The sequence below is a fragment of the Streptomyces sp. NPDC034111 genome, from assembly GCF_055575375.1.
Window position 1 is genome coordinate 104408 of sequence record NZ_JBVIST010000011.1, and the last position, 15801, is coordinate 120208.

Annotated in this window: 14 protein-coding genes; 7 read left to right on the forward strand and 7 right to left on the reverse strand. The window is 69.9% G+C overall.

All coding sequences use genetic code 11. From position 1 onward, the window contains the following. Window positions 1-566 precede the first annotated feature (566 nt). The 3 genes from ACZ55A_RS23880 to ACZ55A_RS23890 all read left to right on the forward strand — a co-directional run bounded on the left by ACZ55A_RS23880 (window position 567) and on the right by ACZ55A_RS23890 (window position 5083). Window positions 567-2747 (forward strand): M4 family metallopeptidase, encoded by a 2181-nt coding sequence (locus ACZ55A_RS23880; protein WP_468843451.1) that lies wholly within the window; start codon window positions 567-569, stop codon window positions 2745-2747. A gap of 229 nt (window positions 2748-2976) precedes the next feature. Then, window positions 2977-4455 (forward strand): sensor histidine kinase, encoded by a 1479-nt coding sequence (locus ACZ55A_RS23885; RefSeq protein WP_468843454.1) that lies wholly within the window; start codon window positions 2977-2979, stop codon window positions 4453-4455. Continuing rightward, window positions 4382-5083 (forward strand): response regulator, encoded by a 702-nt coding sequence (locus ACZ55A_RS23890; RefSeq protein WP_468843457.1) that lies wholly within the window; start codon window positions 4382-4384, stop codon window positions 5081-5083. The genes ACZ55A_RS23885 and ACZ55A_RS23890 overlap by 74 nt, the downstream gene beginning before the upstream one ends. A 53-nt stretch (window positions 5084-5136) precedes the next feature. Here ACZ55A_RS23890 and ACZ55A_RS23895 read toward each other — a convergent pair whose 3' ends face one another. From ACZ55A_RS23895 to ACZ55A_RS23925, 7 genes are all read right to left on the reverse strand, one after another. Further along, window positions 5137-5811 (reverse strand): HAD family hydrolase, encoded by a 675-nt coding sequence (locus ACZ55A_RS23895; RefSeq protein ID WP_468843460.1) that lies wholly within the window; start codon window positions 5809-5811, stop codon window positions 5137-5139. Window positions 5812-5893: 82 nt separating this feature from the next. Beyond that, window positions 5894-6553 carry a LysE family translocator gene (locus ACZ55A_RS23900; protein WP_468843463.1) on the reverse strand — a complete coding sequence of 220 codons (660 nt, stop codon included), beginning with the start codon at window positions 6551-6553 and terminating at the stop codon, window positions 5894-5896. A gap of 228 nt (window positions 6554-6781) precedes the next feature. Next, window positions 6782-7981, reverse strand: a complete 1200-nt coding sequence (locus ACZ55A_RS23905) for an acyl-CoA dehydrogenase family protein (protein WP_468843465.1) — start codon at window positions 7979-7981, stop codon at window positions 6782-6784. A 271-nt stretch (window positions 7982-8252) separates the two neighbouring features. Beyond that, complete coding sequence (locus ACZ55A_RS23910) at window positions 8253-8684, reverse strand: SH3 domain-containing protein (protein ID WP_468843468.1); 432 nt, start codon at window positions 8682-8684, stop codon at window positions 8253-8255. Window positions 8685-8821: 137 nt separating this feature from the next. Further along, window positions 8822-9586, reverse strand: a complete 765-nt coding sequence (locus ACZ55A_RS23915; RefSeq protein WP_468843471.1) for a VOC family protein — start codon at window positions 9584-9586, stop codon at window positions 8822-8824. Window positions 9587-9744: 158 nt separating this feature from the next. After that, the gene (locus tag ACZ55A_RS23920) at window positions 9745-10335 is read right to left on the reverse strand and encodes a TetR/AcrR family transcriptional regulator (RefSeq protein ID WP_468843473.1); all 591 of its coding nucleotides are present in this window, start codon (window positions 10333-10335) and stop codon (window positions 9745-9747) included. Continuing rightward, on the reverse strand, window positions 10332-11489 hold the full coding sequence (locus ACZ55A_RS23925; RefSeq protein ID WP_468843476.1) for an FAD-dependent oxidoreductase: 1158 nt from the start codon (window positions 11487-11489) through the stop codon (window positions 10332-10334). Before ACZ55A_RS23925 ends, ACZ55A_RS23920 begins: the two co-directional genes overlap by 4 nt. A gap of 273 nt (window positions 11490-11762) precedes the next feature. Here ACZ55A_RS23925 and ACZ55A_RS23930 point away from each other — a divergent pair, with 273 nt between their 5' ends. Genes ACZ55A_RS23930 through ACZ55A_RS23945 form a run of 4 tightly spaced genes read left to right on the forward strand, consistent with a single transcriptional unit; the run spans window position 11763 to window position 15705 of the window. Beyond that, window positions 11763-12773, forward strand: a complete 1011-nt coding sequence (locus ACZ55A_RS23930) for a FecCD family ABC transporter permease (protein WP_468843479.1) — start codon at window positions 11763-11765, stop codon at window positions 12771-12773. Further along, entirely contained in the window at window positions 12770-13828 is a 1059-nt protein-coding gene (locus tag ACZ55A_RS23935; RefSeq protein WP_468843482.1) for a FecCD family ABC transporter permease, read from the forward strand. The genes ACZ55A_RS23930 and ACZ55A_RS23935 overlap by 4 nt, the downstream gene beginning before the upstream one ends. Further along, window positions 13825-14637, forward strand: coding sequence for an ABC transporter ATP-binding protein (locus ACZ55A_RS23940; RefSeq protein ID WP_468843484.1), 813 nt, complete (start codon window positions 13825-13827; stop codon window positions 14635-14637). Before ACZ55A_RS23935 ends, ACZ55A_RS23940 begins: the two co-directional genes overlap by 4 nt. 60 nt (window positions 14638-14697) lie before the next feature. Beyond that, window positions 14698-15705, forward strand: a complete 1008-nt coding sequence (locus tag ACZ55A_RS23945; protein WP_468843487.1) for an ABC transporter substrate-binding protein — start codon at window positions 14698-14700, stop codon at window positions 15703-15705. Window positions 15706-15801 lie beyond the last annotated feature (96 nt).

Consider the following 15801-nt stretch of genomic DNA (forward strand, 5'->3'; position numbering starts at 1 on the left):
CAGGGGTCAAGATGTAAATCAAGAGAAAAACGAAAAGGTCTCAGTCATTCACTAGTTGAATGAAGACGTCGTGTTCGACGCACTGGACTCGCCCATGTCGGACGCCTTTCGCCGACAGGTCGCCGCCGCAGTCACAAGGTGAACGCCGGCAGGACGGCGGCGGCCCCAGCCAGAGTGATCATGCCCGCCGGCGCGAACAGCCGGTGACGTCGATGCGGTCGCGCGCGTAGCGGGTGGCGTTGTCGAGCGGGTTGCGCGGCAGCCTGTCAGGACGGCGAGACCACCATCCCGGCGTCGGCACCAAGGACTTCCACGGCAAGACCAAGATCCGCGCTCTCCTCCTTCAGGCCGATCCCCGTGACGTTCGTCGGTCCTTGAATTCCTCTCACCCGGCACAGGCGGCCACTGGCGCGGCAGTTGGACGCCGAACCGACGGTGTCCCTCCCCCGGGCTCCGCTGAAACCACCTTCGACGCAGAGCAGGGCGCTCCTGTCCCTGTCCGTTCCTGAGCGCATCGCGAGCCGCGGAACCGGAGCGGCGGGGGATGCGCTGGAGCCCCCAACCCCTTGCCGGGTGTCGCGCACCCCTGTGTCGAGACGTCGACAACTCGATCAACACACCCACAAACCCGAGGACTTCACATGACAAGACGACGACGGCCTCCCCTCTTCAGCCGGCGCACGCCTCTCATCACCGCCATAGGCGTGGTGGGCTCCCTCGTCACCGCAATAGCCATGAACGCGTCGGCCAACCCGCCGGATCCACATACGTCCGACATCCGCGTACTGGCCTATGAGGCGCTCAAAAGCGATCCCGCCACGACGCACTACGCGCAGGGCCAGACCTTCCGGACGCGGGCCATTGAGCAGGACAAGGACGGTGACCGGCATATACGGATGGACCGGTATTACAAGGGCATACCGATCATTGGCGGCGACCTCGTTCTGCACATGACCGGGCATGGTCGGCTCAAGGGCATCAGCCAGACGCTCGTCTCGGCGCCGGACCTCGACACCGACCCCGCGCTCTCCGTCGAGGACGCGTGGAAGCACGCGTTCACGCATACGCCCGTGCGGGAACGAGCGCCGGGCGGGAAGGCCAAGAAGGGTCCAGCGGCCCGGTCCGGCAAGGGCCCGGCCCGGGCCGCACAGAACGCGCGGGTGGGATCGCGGCTCGTCCTATGGGCAGGGAAGAAGCGCCCGCTGCTTGCCTATGAGAACGTGATTCGCGGAGTCCGCGCCGATGGCACCCCCGCCGAAGTACACACCTACGTCGATGCGGAGAACGGGAAGATCCTGGGCACCCGCGACCGGTATCTGCATGAGCACGGGACGGGCAACACCCTGTACAGCGGGCAGGTGGAGTTGGAGACGAACCGCAGCCAGCAGGATGGCTTCGAACTCACCGACGGCACACGGGGCGGGTTGACCACCTTGGACGCCAACAACCAGTGCGCGCCGCAGGACCCGGCATGTCCAGGCGGTCCGAGCGGCGGGCCCGGTGGTGGGGGTGCCGGTCCCGATGACCCGGGTGGCCCGCAGGATCCCCGTAGCGGTGGCAACGGTGCCGGTGACAACCAGAACCGGAATGACCGGAATGGCTTGGGCAAGGAAGGCACCGGCACAGAGGAAGGCACCGTCTTCAGTTTGGGTCCCTTGCCGGCACTGCGAGCGGCATCCGAGGCGTATTGCCTGCGGGGAGTCCCGGTCTGCTACGGACCGGGCAAGCAAGGCAGGCAGCCTGAGGGGACCCCGCCGGCGGGCGGGGGCGCGCGGCCCCCGGGCGGGAGCACTCAGTCCCCGGGCGGTGGCGACGACAAAGGAGGAAGTATCCCACCCGGGGGCGGAGGCGGTGACGGCCAGGGCGGAAGCGCCAACGGCAATCCGCTCGGCGTGCCTGGAGCCGCCCCCGTCGTCAGCCAGGACAACACCTTCGGGACCGGAGAGGACTCCGACCGCTCCACCATCGCAGCGGACGTGCAGTTCGGAGCGTCCCAGGCATGGGACTACTTCCAGACGAAGTTCGGCCGCAACGGCTTCCAAGGTGACGGGCGAGGCCCGACCCTCTACGCGCACTACGGCGACGGTCTCACCAACGCCTTCGCTCTCGCCGACCCGCAGCTGTTCAGTGCGGTCTTCGGGGACGGGGACGGTCAGAACGTCAAACCGCTGGCCGAACTCGACGTTGTCGCCCACGAGATGGGCCACCTGGTGACCGGGACGAACAACGCCTTGTCCGGAGAGGGTGAGCCATCGGCGCTCAATGAATCCACGAGTGACATCTTCGGCACCATGGTCGAGTTCTTCACCAACAACCCGAACGACCCGCCGGACTTCACCCTTGGCGAGAAATTCGAGGCCGACGACCAGACGAAGCAGTTGCAGCGCTTCATGGACCGCCCCTCCAAGGACGGAAGGTCACCTGACTGCTTCTCACCCGACGTCGGCCGGCTGGACCCCCACGACGGTGGCGGCGTATCGAACCACTTCTTCTTCCTGCTGGCCAATGGCAGCGGTGAGTCCGAATTCGGCAACAGCCCGACATGTGACAACTCCCAGGTGAAGGGAGTCGGCAACGACGCGGCCGAGCAGATCTGGTTCCGCGCGGTGACGACGTACTTCACCTCGGACACCGGCTTCCAGAATGCCCGGGAGGGCAGTCTGCAGGCTGCCGCCGACCTGTTCGGCGAGGACAGCACCGAGGCCCAGGCCGTCGCCAACGCCTGGGACGCGGTGAACGTCAAGTAGCCGAGCGAGTAGGGCTGTGGTGGGTCCCCTCGCGTCATACGAGGGCCGGGGTACCGTCGATCCGGTCGACGGTACCCCGGCTCCCGCGCCTGCCCGGCACCGGAGGGGCCCGGGCGCGAGCCGGTCGGCGAACGCACGCCGTTGCCACGTGAGGCGAGCGGGCCGTGAACCGGGACGGGCGGAGCCCTCGGGCTCCGGCGTTCACTGGACGTTGGCAGGGAGGACGGCGATGGCAGTTGGCATCAGGGGGGTACGGATGTCCACGGCGTGGGTCAAACGGCTGCTCGTGAGAGAGGGGCCGCCCGCAAGGCGACCCAAGCACCGGCCACAGCGAAGCCAGTGGAAACTGGCGAACAGTCAGGTCACCGCCGTCGATGCTGCGCTCGCGGTGGCCGCCACCGCGTACAGCCTTCTGCAATTGCTGGTGTTCCTGCCGCTCTGGCGTATGGCATACCCGGGGCCCGATGGCGGGGCACCCTCCGGTGCCCTCCTCGTCGCCGTCACCGCCGCGGAGATTCTGGCCGCGCTCTCCGTCCTGGTCCGCCGTCGGCTGCCGTTGGTCCTGGCCGCGACCTCCCTCACCGATCTGTGGGTGGGAGGTGCCGGAATTACCTTTCCCCTTGCGATCTACACCCTGGTCGTGCGCGGGCGGACCCGCTGGGCGGTGGCAGTCGGCCTGGCCGGGGCGACGGTGCCCGTCCTGGACTTCCTGATGATCAACGGCGAACGGCCTCCTGTACCGCTGTTCGTCCGGGACGCCGCGATGGGTTACGTGATCCCGACGGTCATCGCTCCGGCCTTGGTGGCCACGGCGGTTCGCACGCACCGGGCGCTCATTCGCAGTCTGCGGCGGACGGCGGAACAACTCCAGCGGGAGCAGGAACTGGCCACGCGGAACGCGCGGCTGGAGGAGCGCGCGCGGATGGCCCGGGACATCCACGATGTGGTCGCCCACTATGTGGGGCTCATCGTTATCCAGTCAGGCGCTCTGGAAATCAGCGAGACCCAGGGGTCCGCGGCGTACAAGAGCGCCCGTCTCCTTGGCGACTTGGGGCGACGTGCCATGGGTGAACTCCGGGATCTGCTGGACACGTTGCGGTACGAGGACATGGAGGGGCAGGGCGGACGAGTAGGCGAGGAGTCGGCGGGTTCGCGAGCCCTCGGAACCGAATCGTGGCGGAAAGACGTTCAGGCTCTGCTGAACGAAGTGCGGCGCGCGGGCGTATCAGTAACGTGGGAAGTCAGCGGAGAGCCCGAGAGAGCCGGCGCGGCGGCGCAGCGGGCCGCATATCGTGTGATTCAAGAGGGGATCGCGAATGCGGTCCGGCACGCGCCCGGAGCCGAGGTCTATGTGTCGGTCGCGGTGTCCGCCCAGAGTCTGGACGTCAGCATCCGCAACGGCCGGCCATCCGAGCCGGTGGCCGGGACGGCACTGGGGGGTGGCCACGGCCTCATCGGGATACGCGAGCGGGTGTCCATGTTGGGCGGAGTCGTGCGGGCGTTTGCGACTCCGCAGGGCGGGTTCAGCCTGGTCGCCCGCATACCTGCCGAGGCCGCGACCCCCGATGCCGACGCGGCCGGCAGGCCATGGGCAGCGACGGAATTCCTCGGTCCCCGTCCTCCTGGGGAGCCCGATGATCCGGGTTCTGCTGGCGGACGACGAGGCACTGGTGCGGCAGGGCATACGCCTCGTGCTCGAATCCGATGACGAGATCACCGTGGTCGCAGAGGCCACCGACGGCTCGCAGGCCGTCGACATCGTTCGCCGGCATCAACCGGACCTCGCCATCGTGGACATCCGCATGCCCGGCATGGACGGACTCACCGCGGCCCGGGAAATGGTGCTCCTTCCGCGGCCGCCGCGCGTGATCATGCTTACGTCCTACGCCTTGGACGAGTACCTTTTCGCGGCCCTCAAATGCGGCGCCGACGGCTTCCTGGTCAAGGACGTCTATCCGCACGACCTGCTGAGCGCCGTCAAAGCCGTCGTGGGCGGCGACGCGATCATCTCCCCGTCGATGACCCGCTCGCTGATCCAGCGGTTCGCCCCTCCCGCTGCCTCGCCTGTCGCCAACGCACAGGACCGCTTGCGTGCCCTCCCGGAGGAACAGCGCACGATCCTCGCCCTGATCGCCCAGGGCTATTCCAATACTGAGATCGGCGCCTGCCGGGGCTTGACCGAGTCTCAGGTCAAGACGCAGGTCAGTCAGATCCTGCGGCTGCTCCGCCTGAGAAACCGCGTCCAGGCGGCGATCCTCGCCTACTCGGCGGGCCTGTCACACCAGCCCCCGGCGGAACAGACGGTCATTTCGGCCGGCCCCAACGACGCGGAGTGAGCAGCATTCGTCAACTCGCCGCAGGCCCGCTCGTGCGCACCAAGATGAGTGGGTCAGCGGACCGTGCCAGCTCCCAGTTGCCTGGCCCAGTCCAGCAGTTCGCGTTCGGCCAGGCTGGTGCCCAGCCAGTCGTGGTCGAGGTTGGCTCCTGAAAGGGACGGTACGACCGCGACGTAGAGCCCGGCAGCACGCGCCGAGGCAATGCCCGTGGCCGAGTCCTCGAACGCGACGGAACACCTCGGGGTCACACCGAGTGTCTCGCATGCCGTCAGGTAGAGCTCTGGTGCGGGCTTGGGGAAGCGCACTTCGTCGGCGGCGAACGAGTGGGTGAAGTAGTCGGCGAGGCCGGCCGACCACAGTGCCGCGTCCAGCAGTTCCCGGGGGCTGTTGCTGGCTACGGCGATGGGTACGGCTGCCCGGCAGGCGCGCACCAGTTCCGCTGCCCCGGGGAGGGCTGCGGCGCCTCGGGAAAGCTCTTTGCGGACTCTTGCGAGGAGTTCGGCGGCGAGTTCGGCGCCGGCGCCGGGGCGCCCGAAGTATTCGGCCATGGCCTCTCCAGCGTCCTCCACGGTGCGCCCGATGACCAGGGCTTTCTGTTCGGGGCCGAAGAGGTGACCGTGTGCCGCGAAGATGGCCGTTTCCGCAACGGTCCAGCATGCTTCGGTGTCGACCAGCAAGCCGTCGCAGTCGAAGACCACCGCCTCGGCGCTGGTGAGGAGCGAGCCCATGCAGATGTCCTTTCGTTTCAGGTGGTGCGCAGGTGCCCATTCGGCGGCTGCCGGATCGCCTGCGGTTACGTCGCCCGGTGCCTTACTGTCCGAGTGCGAGCCGGATGCCGAAGGCGGCGATGACCGTGCCCGTGATGCGGTCGAGGCAGCGGCGAGCCGAAGGCCGTTGCACGCGGTCTCGGAGCATGTGCGCGAAGGCGATCAGCGCGCAGGCCCAGATGACGGCCAGGAGGATGTGCACACCAGCCAGGAGCACGCCTGAAGCGAGGTGCGAGGCGCCGGCGGGGATGAACTGCGGGAGCACCGCAACATAGAAGGCGCCCATCTTTGGGTTGAGGAGATTGGTCACGAACCCTTGCCGCCATCCACCGAGCAGGGTGTCGCCGGCGCCCGTCCTGGTCTTGCCCTTGCCCCGGGCCTCCGCTGTCGGAGGGCTGTCGCTCGATGAGTGGCGCCGGGTGGCCCACAGCAGTCTGCCGCCCATCCACACCAGGTACGCGGCCCCCGCCCAGCGAAGAGCCTCGTATGCGAGGTGAGACGCGGTCAGCAGTGCCGTCACGCCGAGCGAGGTGAGCACGCCCCAAACCAGCGTGCCGCTCTGGATGCCGAGGACCACGCCCCAGGCGCGACGGCGGTGCCCGAGCGTCGCGGTGCGCAGGATGAGTGCGGTATCCAGCCCGGGAGTAAGCGTGAGAAGTCCCACTATCAGCGCGAAAGTTCCCATTGCGTCTGGGGTGATCATGAGCGATCACCCTAGGTCGGGAGCCGCGGGACGTCCACATTCCTGCCCGATATCGGGCAGGAATTGCGGTCTTCGCCCCTGACCTTGTGCATCGCACCTCACGATGGTGCTGCGGCCCCGCGCTGCCCCATCGCCCAGGCATCGCGCGGCGCGGGAGACGCTTGGTTGCCCGTCTCGGTGCCAACTATTCATCGTTTGTGCCAACCAAAAGGTCCTCGTCACATTCGGTCAGCGCCGTACCCGGGGCATCCCCAGGCCGATCCAGGAGATGATCTCGCGCTGGATCTCGTTGTTGCCGCCGCCGAAGGTGAAGATGACGGCGGAGCGGTAGCCGCGTTCGAGTTCGCCGTGGAGCACCGCGCCGGCCGAGCCCTCCTTGAGGGGGCCTGCGGAGCCGACGATCTCCATCAGCCAGGCGTAGGCGTCCCGGCGGGCCTCGGAGCCGTAGACCTTGACCGCGGAGGCGTCCTGGGGGGTGAGCGTGCCCTGCTGGAGGGCGTCGACCATCCGCCAGTTGAGCAGCTTCATGGCATCGAGCCGGGTGTGCGTACGGGCCAGCCGGCCGCGCACCCAGCCCAGGTCGATGACCCGGCGGCCGTCGGCGAGTTTGGTGCCGGCGGCCCAGCGCTGGACGTTGTGCAGGGCGCGGATGGCCATGGTGCCGTGGGCGGCGAGAGTGACGCGTTCGTGGTTGAGCTGGTTGGTGATGATCCGCCAGCCCTTGTTCTCCTGGCCGACGCGGCGGCCGGCCGGGACGGTGATGTTCTCGTAGTAGCTGGCGGTAGTGTCGTGCGAGGCGAGGGTGTTGATGACGGTGCAGGAGTACCCGGGGTCGCTGGTGGGGACCAGGAGCATGGTGATGCCCTTGTGCGGTGGGACGCCCTCTTCCACGGGGGCGGTGCGTACGGCGAGCCACACCCAGTCCGCGGTATCGCCGTTGGTCGTCCAGATCTTCTGCCCGTTGACGACGTAGTGGCCGGTCTCCTCGTCGCCCTCGCGTACCGCGCGGGTCTTGAGGGCCGCGAGGTCGGTGCCGGCGTCCGGTTCGCTGTAGCCGATCGCGAAGTCGATCTCGCCGGAGAGGATCCTGGGCAGGAAGTAGGCCTTCTGCTCGTCGGTGCCGAACTGCATGATCGTCGGTCCGACGGTGTTCAGCGCCATCAGCGGCAGCGGTACGCCCGCCTGGGCGGCCTCGTCGAAGAAGATGAACTGTTCCATCGGGGTCATCCCGCGCCCGCCGAACTCCTTGGGCCAGCCGACGCCGAGCCAGCCGTCCGCGCCGAGGCGCCGTACGGTCTCGCGGTAGAAGCGCTTCTGGGCGGCGGGGTCGGTGTACCGCGCGGAGGCGATGTCCGGCACCAGCTCGGCGAAGTAGGTGCGCAGCTCGGTGCGCAACTGCTGTTGCTCGGGGGTGTATTCGAGGTGCACGGCCCCTCCAGTTCGTCCGGTCCGGTCCTCGGCCCGGCGGGGCGGATCATCTGCTTCTGACGCCCCGTCGGAATCCGGATGGAGGGCACAGTAGAACTTGTTTCAGTAATACGGAAGAGCCCCCGTTCGCCGACGGACCTCCCCTTTCACCGACGAACTCCGGGGTCGGCAGGGGGCGTTGCGCAGCGCCTCTCGGACCGGGAAGGCTGCGCATGCGCGAAAGCCCGGTTCGGCACCCCCGGGTACCGAACCGGGCTTCGCCCGGGCCCCATCAGCCCACGGCGTGCTTCGCCGCGTTGTGATTGCCGGGCTGGATCCGACTGCGCTGCACGTCCTTGCAGTACTTGACGTAGCCGCTGTTGGTCACGTACTTCGCCGAGACCCAGGTCGGCCGCTCGTCGCGGGTCAGGTACCAGACGCTGTTGCCGCCGACGCTCTGGGTGCGCACCTTGCACACCAGGCCGATCTGGGCGCGGTGCCGGTAGAAGCCCTTCACGGAGGAGTCCGTACTGGGGTACTGACGCGCACTCAGGCCCATCTTCGTGGTGACAATGCCGTACGGCTTCGCGGTGGTGGGCCCGGGCGTCGCCTGCGCCGGGGCCGCGGCGGACAGCGTCGCTCCGAGGGCGACAGCGGCGGTCAGTGCGCCCGCGCCGGCTGCGAGCTTTCTGCCTCGGGCCACGAGGACTTCGGTCGTGGACATAGGGGGTCTCCTGTTCTTGACGCGCAATGCCACCCATTGGCGCGAAGTGGACATTACGCGCAAAAGACCCATGGAATGTGGTGAAACGACGAACAGGCCGCCGATCGTGTGACAGTCAGTCTTTGGACCGCGGGCGGTCAGCCCTCCGCACCGGCGCGGTGGATCCCGAAGGAGGCCCCCTGCGGATCCCGGATCACCGCGATCCGCGGCCCCTCGGGGACGTCCGTAGGGGGAACCAGCAGCATGCCCCCGGACTCGGCGGCCCGGGCGGCCGTTTCGTCGACGTCGGCGACCGCGAAGTACGGCAGCCAGTGCGCCCGGACATCATCGGGGTAGAACTCGTCCAGCGCACTCAGGCCGCCGAAGTCGGCGCCGTCGATGCCCCATTGCGGATAGTCCTCATGGGTGCCCACGGTCCAGCCGAAGACCCCGGTGTAGAAGTGCTTCGCGGCCTCGGCGTCACGGGTGGCGAGCTCGACCCAGCCGAGCGAGCCCGGCGCGCTGAGCAGCCCGGCACCGGCGAACGAACGGGCCTGCCACACCGAGAAGACGGCCCCTTCCGGGTCCGCCAGGACCGCGAAGCGGCCCAGGTCGAAGACGTCCATCGGCCCCAGCACCGCCCGACCGCTCGCCTCGGTGACCGCGGCGGCCAGCGCATCGGCGTCCCGGGTCGCGAACGAGACGGTCCAGGCGGTCGGCTGCCCGGGGGCGTAGAGCGGCGTCAGCGCGGCGACCGGCGCGGCCCCCAGATACAGCATGGTGTAGCCGCCCGCCTCGTCGCGCGGGTCGGTCTCGGCGCGCCAGCCGAAGACCTCGCGGTAGTAGACCTTGGCGGCATCGACGTCCGAGGTGCCCAGCTCGACCCAGCAGGGCGCACCGGGAGTGGGCTCAGTGATCTTCACGGTGGTTCCCTCCCTCCGCGCCGGGATGTGGCCGGGCCACGGCCGGGCCGTGCTGCGGTCACGCCGGTACCTGCCGGCGCTGTCCGTACGCTGCCGATCGTCCGCCGGGGGCGCGGGGGCCGCAACCGGAGGGCGCGGGTGCGGCCCAGGGGGCCGGCTCAGACGTCCAGGTCGGCCCAGCCGGTCTTCAGGCGCGCGAAGATCTCGTCCAGTGCGGGGCCGGGCCCGTCGCCACCGCCGGCGAGCCGCGGGGCGGCCAGTACGAAGTGGGCCAGGGCGCGTACCGACGCCTGGTCCGCGGTGGCACCGGTCTCGGCGGCGAGCACCTCGGCCAGTGCGGTCTCGTGGCGCAGCCACATCCGGTGGGCGTACTCGCTGAGCGCGGGGGTGCCCTCGATCAGCTCCCGGAACTCCCGGAACCCCGGGGTCCGGTGGGCGCCCAACAGCAGGCCGCGCAGATGGGCGTGGAGCGCGTCCAGGACGGTGCTGCCCGGCCGGCGCTCGCGGACGGCCGCGATCAGGGCCTCGCGCTGCTCGGCGTCCTGGTCGAACACCAGGGCTTCCTTGCCGGAGAAGTGCTTGAACAGGGTGGTCACCGAGACATCCGCGGCCTCGGCCACGTCCTTGACGCTCACCGCGTCATAGCCGTGCTCCAGGAACAGCCGGAGGGCGGCATCGGCCAGTGCCTTGCGGGTCTGGGCCTTCTTGCGTTCGCGTCGGCCCGGCGTCGGCGGGTGCACGGCGGTCACGCTCCTTCCTGCCCGGACATCCGGCGCATATGGCGCAGGGAGCCCTGCGGGGCGTCGGGGGCGATGGCGTTGGCCAGGCCGCGGGCCGCTCCCTCGGCGGCCCGGGCGGAGCGGGGCAGCATGACCGCCTCGTAGGCGCGTACCGCGGCATCCGGGTCGTCGTGCCCGGCGAGAGCCTGGGCGAGTTCGCTGCCGTCGAGCATGGCGAGGTTGGCGCCCATGCCGGAGAACGGCGTCATCAGATGCGCGGCATCGCCGAGCAGGGTGAGGCCCGGGGTGTGGGTCCAGGTGTGCGGCACCGGGAGTGCGAACAGCGGCCGGTTGATGAAGCCCCCGTCGTTCTCCCGCAGCAGCGCCAGCAGCCGGTCGTCCCACTCGGCGAACACGTCAAGCAGTACGGCCCGCACCGCCTCGGTGTCCGTCATCTGCACACCGGCCGCCAGCGCCCAGTCCTGTGAGCCCCGGAAGGCGGCGTAGCCGCGGATATGGCCGTGGCTGTTGCGCTGGGCGATCAGCGCCTTGTTGGCGTACAGCGCCATCATGCTGCCGTCGCCGACCAGTCGGGCGAGCTCCGGGTGCCGGGTGTCGGAGTCGTCGAGGCCGAACTCGACGAAGGTGACACCGGAGTAGTGCGGGGTCGCGTCGGAGAGCAGCGGCCGCACCCGGGACCAGGCGCCGTCGGCGCCGATGACCAGATCGAAGGTCTCGGTGTGGCCGTCGTCGAACTCGGCCTTGTGGCGGCCGTCGCCGAGCGGGTGCAGGGTGCGCAGATGGTGGCCCCAGCGCACGGTCTCCGGGGCGAGGGAGTCCAGCAGCAGGCGGCGCAGTTCGCCCCGGTCGATCTCGGGGCGTGCGGTCTCTTCGGGGGCCGGGGTGTGCCGGAAGAGCTCGGTGGCGGTCTGGTCGAGCAGCCGCATCTCCTGCCCCTCGGGACGGGCGAGGGCGGCGAACTCGTCGTACAGCCCGGCGACGTGCAACGCGGCCTGACCAGTCGTCAGATGCAGGTCCAGCGTGCCGCCCTGGGGGCGGGCGGCGGCGGACGCCTCGTGGTCGAAGACGGTGACCGGGACGCCGTGCCGCTGGAGCACCCGGGCGCAGATCAGTCCGCCCGGGCCGGCGCCGATGACCGCGATGCGAAGAGGTGTGGGGTTCATGGGACCAGAAAAGCACAGCGACTCAGAAAGTGCAATGACTACACTTTCGAACTCACTCAACATCACTCGATCCGGACCGGCCCACCGACACCTCGACGCATCGGCGTTGCGGCGAATACCTCCAGGTCACGGGCTTCCGGGGTGAGTTGAAACCCGGGTGCCAACAAAAGGGACAGTTGACCTTTTCCTACATACCGGCTTGCAGGTTTAGGTATGCCTAACCTAATGTAACGACACGTGTCGACGACCAAACCATCCGCCACCGCGCCCCCCGTGCCCGACGCGCGCCCCGTCGCGAAGGCCTGGCGGCGCGTCCCGCTCTTCGTGGTGGGGCTCGCCGCGCTGGCGGTCTGTGCCGCCCTCAGCCTGGCCCTCGGCTCCCGCTCGGTCCCGCTGTCCACCGTGCTGGACGCGCTGTCCGGCACCGAACACGGCCGGGATGCCCTGGTGGTGACGGGACTTCGGCTGCCGCGGACGGCGATCGCGCTCGCGGTCGGCGCCGCGCTCGGCGTCGCCGGGGCGATCGTCCAGGGCATCACCCGCAATCCGCTCGCCGATACCACGACGCTCGGCATCAACGCGGGCGCCGGCTTCGCCGTGGTCACCGCCATCTACGCACTGCATCTGAACCGGCCCGTCGAGTACATCTGGTTCGCCTTCGCGGGCGCCGCGGGCGCCGCGCTCTTCGCCCAGGCGCTGGCCCGGCGCGCCGGCGATCTCGACCCGGTGCGCCTGGCGCTGGGCGGTACCGTCCTCCAACTCGTCCTGCTCTCCTGGACGTCCACGGTCATGCTGGCCAGCAAGCGGTCGCTGGACGAGGCCCGGTTCTGGCTGGCCGGCTCACTCTCCGAACGTCCGCTGGCGGCGCTCTATCCGGTGCTGCCGACCCTCGTGATCGGCCTGGTCCTCGCACTGGCGATCACTCCCGCGCTCAACGCCCTTGCGCTGGGCGACGATTCGGCGCAGTCGCTGGGCGTGCCGGTCTCCCGGATCCGTACCGCCGGCGGAGTGGCCGTCGTGCTGCTCGCGGCCTCCGCGGTGGCCGTGGCGGGCCCGCTCGCCTTCATCGGGCTGGCCGCCCCGCACCTGGTGCGCCAGTTGCTGGGCACCTCCGACCACCGCGTCGTGGTGCCCGGCTGTCTGATCGCAGGACCGCTGCTGCTGCTCGCCGCCGACATCCTCGGACGGCTCGTCATCCGGCCCTCCGAACTCCAGGTCGGCATCATCAGCGCGTTCCTCGGCGCACCGCTGCTGGCGCTGCTGGCCCGGAAGGTGGCGCGATGAACAACGTCATACACCGTCAGAGCCCGGCCGGTGCCCCGGTTGCCGGACGCCGGCCGGCGCGACACCGGACCCCGTTGCTCGCGCTCGTGGGCGCCCTGGTGCTCTGCGCGCTGATCACGGTCTCGGTCGCCAACGGGGACATGCCGCTGCCGCCGCTCGACGCGGTCCAGGGCCTGTTCGGGCTGGGCGATCCGGCCACGGTGCTGGTGGTCCAGGAGTTCCGCGCCCCGCGGATGGCCGCGGCCGTCGTCGCGGGCACCGGGCTCGCGGTGGCCGGTGCGCTGCTCCAGCGGCTGTTCCGCAACCCGCTCGCCTCGCCCGACGTGATGGGGGTGACCGGCGGCGCCTCGTTCGGTGCGGTGGCGATGCTGGCCACGGGGGCCTCGCAGGCGCTGATTCCGCCGGCCGCGCTCGGTGGCGGGCTGCTCGCCGCGGTGCTGCTGGGGGTGTTCGGCTGGCGCTCCGGGGTCAGCGTGACCCGGCTGGTGCTGGTCGGGCTCGCCGTCCAGGCGGGGCTGGCCGCGGCGGTGAACTTCGTGGTCGTCCGCTTCCCCACCGAGCTGGCCGGTTCGGCGCTTCAGTGGACCACCGGCTCGGTGTACGGGCGGACCTGGAGCGAGGTGTGGTCGGCGGGCGGCGCCGTGGTGGTCGCGCTGCTCGCCGCCTTCGCCCTGCACCGCCGGCTGGCGGTACTCGATCTGGGCGACGACTCGGCCGGTGCGCTCGGACTGCCCACCCACACCGCCCGGCTCCAGGTCCTGGCCGTCGCCATCGTGCTGGCCTCGCTGGCCGCCGCGCTCACCGGCCCGGTCGCGTTCGTCGCGCTGGCCGTCCCGCACATGGTGCGGTTCCTGGCCGGACCGCCGACCGCCGGGACGCTCGCGCTGTCCGGCCTCGCCGGTGCCGTACTGCTGCTCGCCTCCGATCTGGTGGCGCAGTATCTGCTGCCGGTCAGCGGGCTGCCGGTCGGAGTGGTCACCGCCACTCTGGGCGCGCCCTGGCTGCTGGTGCTGATGATCCGTCAGAGCAGTTCCGTCAACAGGAGTGTCCGATGACCGCCAACCAGCTCTCCACCCACGGACTCGACCTGCGCTACGGCGACCGGCTGATCGTCGGCGGCCTCGACCTGGTGCTGCCGGGCGGGGCGGTCACCGCCGTCGTCGGCCCCAACGCCTGTGGAAAATCAACCCTGTTGCGCGGTCTGACCCGGCTGCTGGCACCGGCCGCCGGCACCGTCACGCTGGACGGATCGGACATCCACCGGATGCCGGCCCGGACACTGGCGCTGCGGATGGGGCTGCTGCCGCAGCAGCCGGTCACCCCCGACGCGATCACCGTCGAGGCGCTGGTACGGCTCGGCCGCTATCCGCACCAGCGGCTGCTGAGCCCCTGGTCGGCGGCCGACCAGGAGGCGGTGGAGGAGGCGCTGCGCCGCACCGGCACCGTCGAGCTGCGCGATCAGCCCGTGGACCAGCTCTCCGGCGGCCAGCGGCAGCGCGCCTGGATCGCCCTCGCACTGGCGCAGGACACCGATCTGCTGCTGCTCGACGAGCCCACCACCTTCCTGGATCTGCGGCACCAGCTCGATGTCCTCGACCTGGTCGCCGCACTGCACGCCGAGGCGGGCCGCACCGTGGTGATGGTGCTGCACGACCTCGGACAGGCCGCCCGTTACGCGGACCATCTGGTGGTCCTCAAGGACGGGCAGCTGGCGGCGGCCGGCGCCCCGGCAGACGTACTCGACGCGGAGCTGGTCAAGTCCGTGTTCGACGTGGACTGCCGGGTGATCGCCGACCCCGAGACCGGCACCCCGCTGGTCATCCCCAAGGGCAGCGCGCTGCGGCACCCCGCCAACGCCGTCTGACCTCACCGCTCTCCCCCACGAGCACTCCCTTTCCGCACCCCCGAAGGAAGTCGAACGCTCATGCTCACACGTTCCTCCCGTGCCGCGCGCCGGCTGCCGGCCACGCTGCTCGCCGTCGCCCTGGGCGCCGCCTCCCTCACCGCCTGCGAGGGCGACACCTCCTCGGCCGACGGTGCGGACAAGGCCGGCACCGGATTCCCCCGCACCGTCAAGAGCGCCATGGGCGGCGAGGTGAAGATCCCCGCCAAGCCCCAGCGCGTGGTCGTCCTGGACACCGGTGAGCTCGACGACGTCACCACGCTCGGCATCAAGCCGGTCGGTGCGGTCTCCCCGCACATGAAGACCGAGGGCGGTTTCCCCTCCTACCTCAAGTCCAAGATCGGCGGCGTCAAGGACGTCGGTCCGCTGCTCGAGCCCAACCTCGAGAAGATCATCTCCCTCAAGCCCGACCTGATCCTGTCCTCCAAGGTCCGGCACGAGAAGATCTACGACAAGCTCAAGGCCATCGCGCCGACCGTCTTCACCGAGACCACCGGCGGCCCCTGGAAGGCGAACCTCAAGGTCCACGCCAAGGCCCTGGGCCTGGAGAAGCAGGCCGACAAGAGGCTCAAGGAGTACGAGGAGCGGGCCAAGGCGCTGGGCGCGGCCATCAAGAAGAAGTACCACGGCAAGATGCCGTCGGCCTCGGTCGTGCGCTTCGTCGCCGGCCCGACCCGGCTGTACCAGAAGTCCTCCTACAGCGGTGTGGTCCTCGACGACATCGGTCTGGCCCGCCCGAAGTCGCAGAGCTCCACGGACCCGGTCAAGACGATGCTCGACGTCAGCCCGGAGCAGATCGACAAGGCCGACGCGGACCTGGTGTTCGTGACCGTGGCGGACAGCCCGGACAAGACCCAGCAGAAGGACGTCACCTCCAACCCGGTCTGGAAGGACCTGCCGGCCGTCAAGAACGACAAGGTCTTCACCGTGCCGGACGAGACCTGGATGTCCGGCATCGGCATCAATGCCGCCGAGCACATGCTCGCGGACGTGGCCAAGGCCACCGGCGTACCGCTGCCGAAGGGCTGACGCCCCGGGGTGGCCCGCGTCCCCACCCGGGCCACCCCCTGATTCCCGCCCCCTCCTGCCGTCCTCCGGCTTCTCCCCCACCGCACCACCCTCGAC

Bases quoted from the DNA above. Each gene is read 5' to 3' on its own strand.
- ACZ55A_RS23885 (WP_468843454.1), top strand. From the start codon at position 2,977: ATGGCAGTTGGCATCAGGGGGGTACGGATGTCCACGGCGTGGGTCAAA.
- ACZ55A_RS23890 (WP_468843457.1), top strand. From the start codon at position 4,382: ATGATCCGGGTTCTGCTGGCGGACGACGAGGCACTGGTGCGGCAGGGC.
- ACZ55A_RS23895 (WP_468843460.1), bottom strand. From the start codon at position 5,811: ATGGGCTCGCTCCTCACCAGCGCCGAGGCGGTGGTCTTCGACTGCGAC.
- ACZ55A_RS23900 (WP_468843463.1), bottom strand. From the start codon at position 6,553: ATGATCACCCCAGACGCAATGGGAACTTTCGCGCTGATAGTGGGACTT.
- ACZ55A_RS23910 (WP_468843468.1), bottom strand. From the start codon at position 8,684: ATGTCCACGACCGAAGTCCTCGTGGCCCGAGGCAGAAAGCTCGCAGCC.
- ACZ55A_RS23925 (WP_468843476.1), bottom strand. From the start codon at position 11,489: ATGAACCCCACACCTCTTCGCATCGCGGTCATCGGCGCCGGCCCGGGC.
- ACZ55A_RS23935 (WP_468843482.1), top strand. From the start codon at position 12,770: ATGAACAACGTCATACACCGTCAGAGCCCGGCCGGTGCCCCGGTTGCC.
- ACZ55A_RS23940 (WP_468843484.1), top strand. From the start codon at position 13,825: ATGACCGCCAACCAGCTCTCCACCCACGGACTCGACCTGCGCTACGGC.
- ACZ55A_RS23945 (WP_468843487.1), top strand. From the start codon at position 14,698: ATGCTCACACGTTCCTCCCGTGCCGCGCGCCGGCTGCCGGCCACGCTG.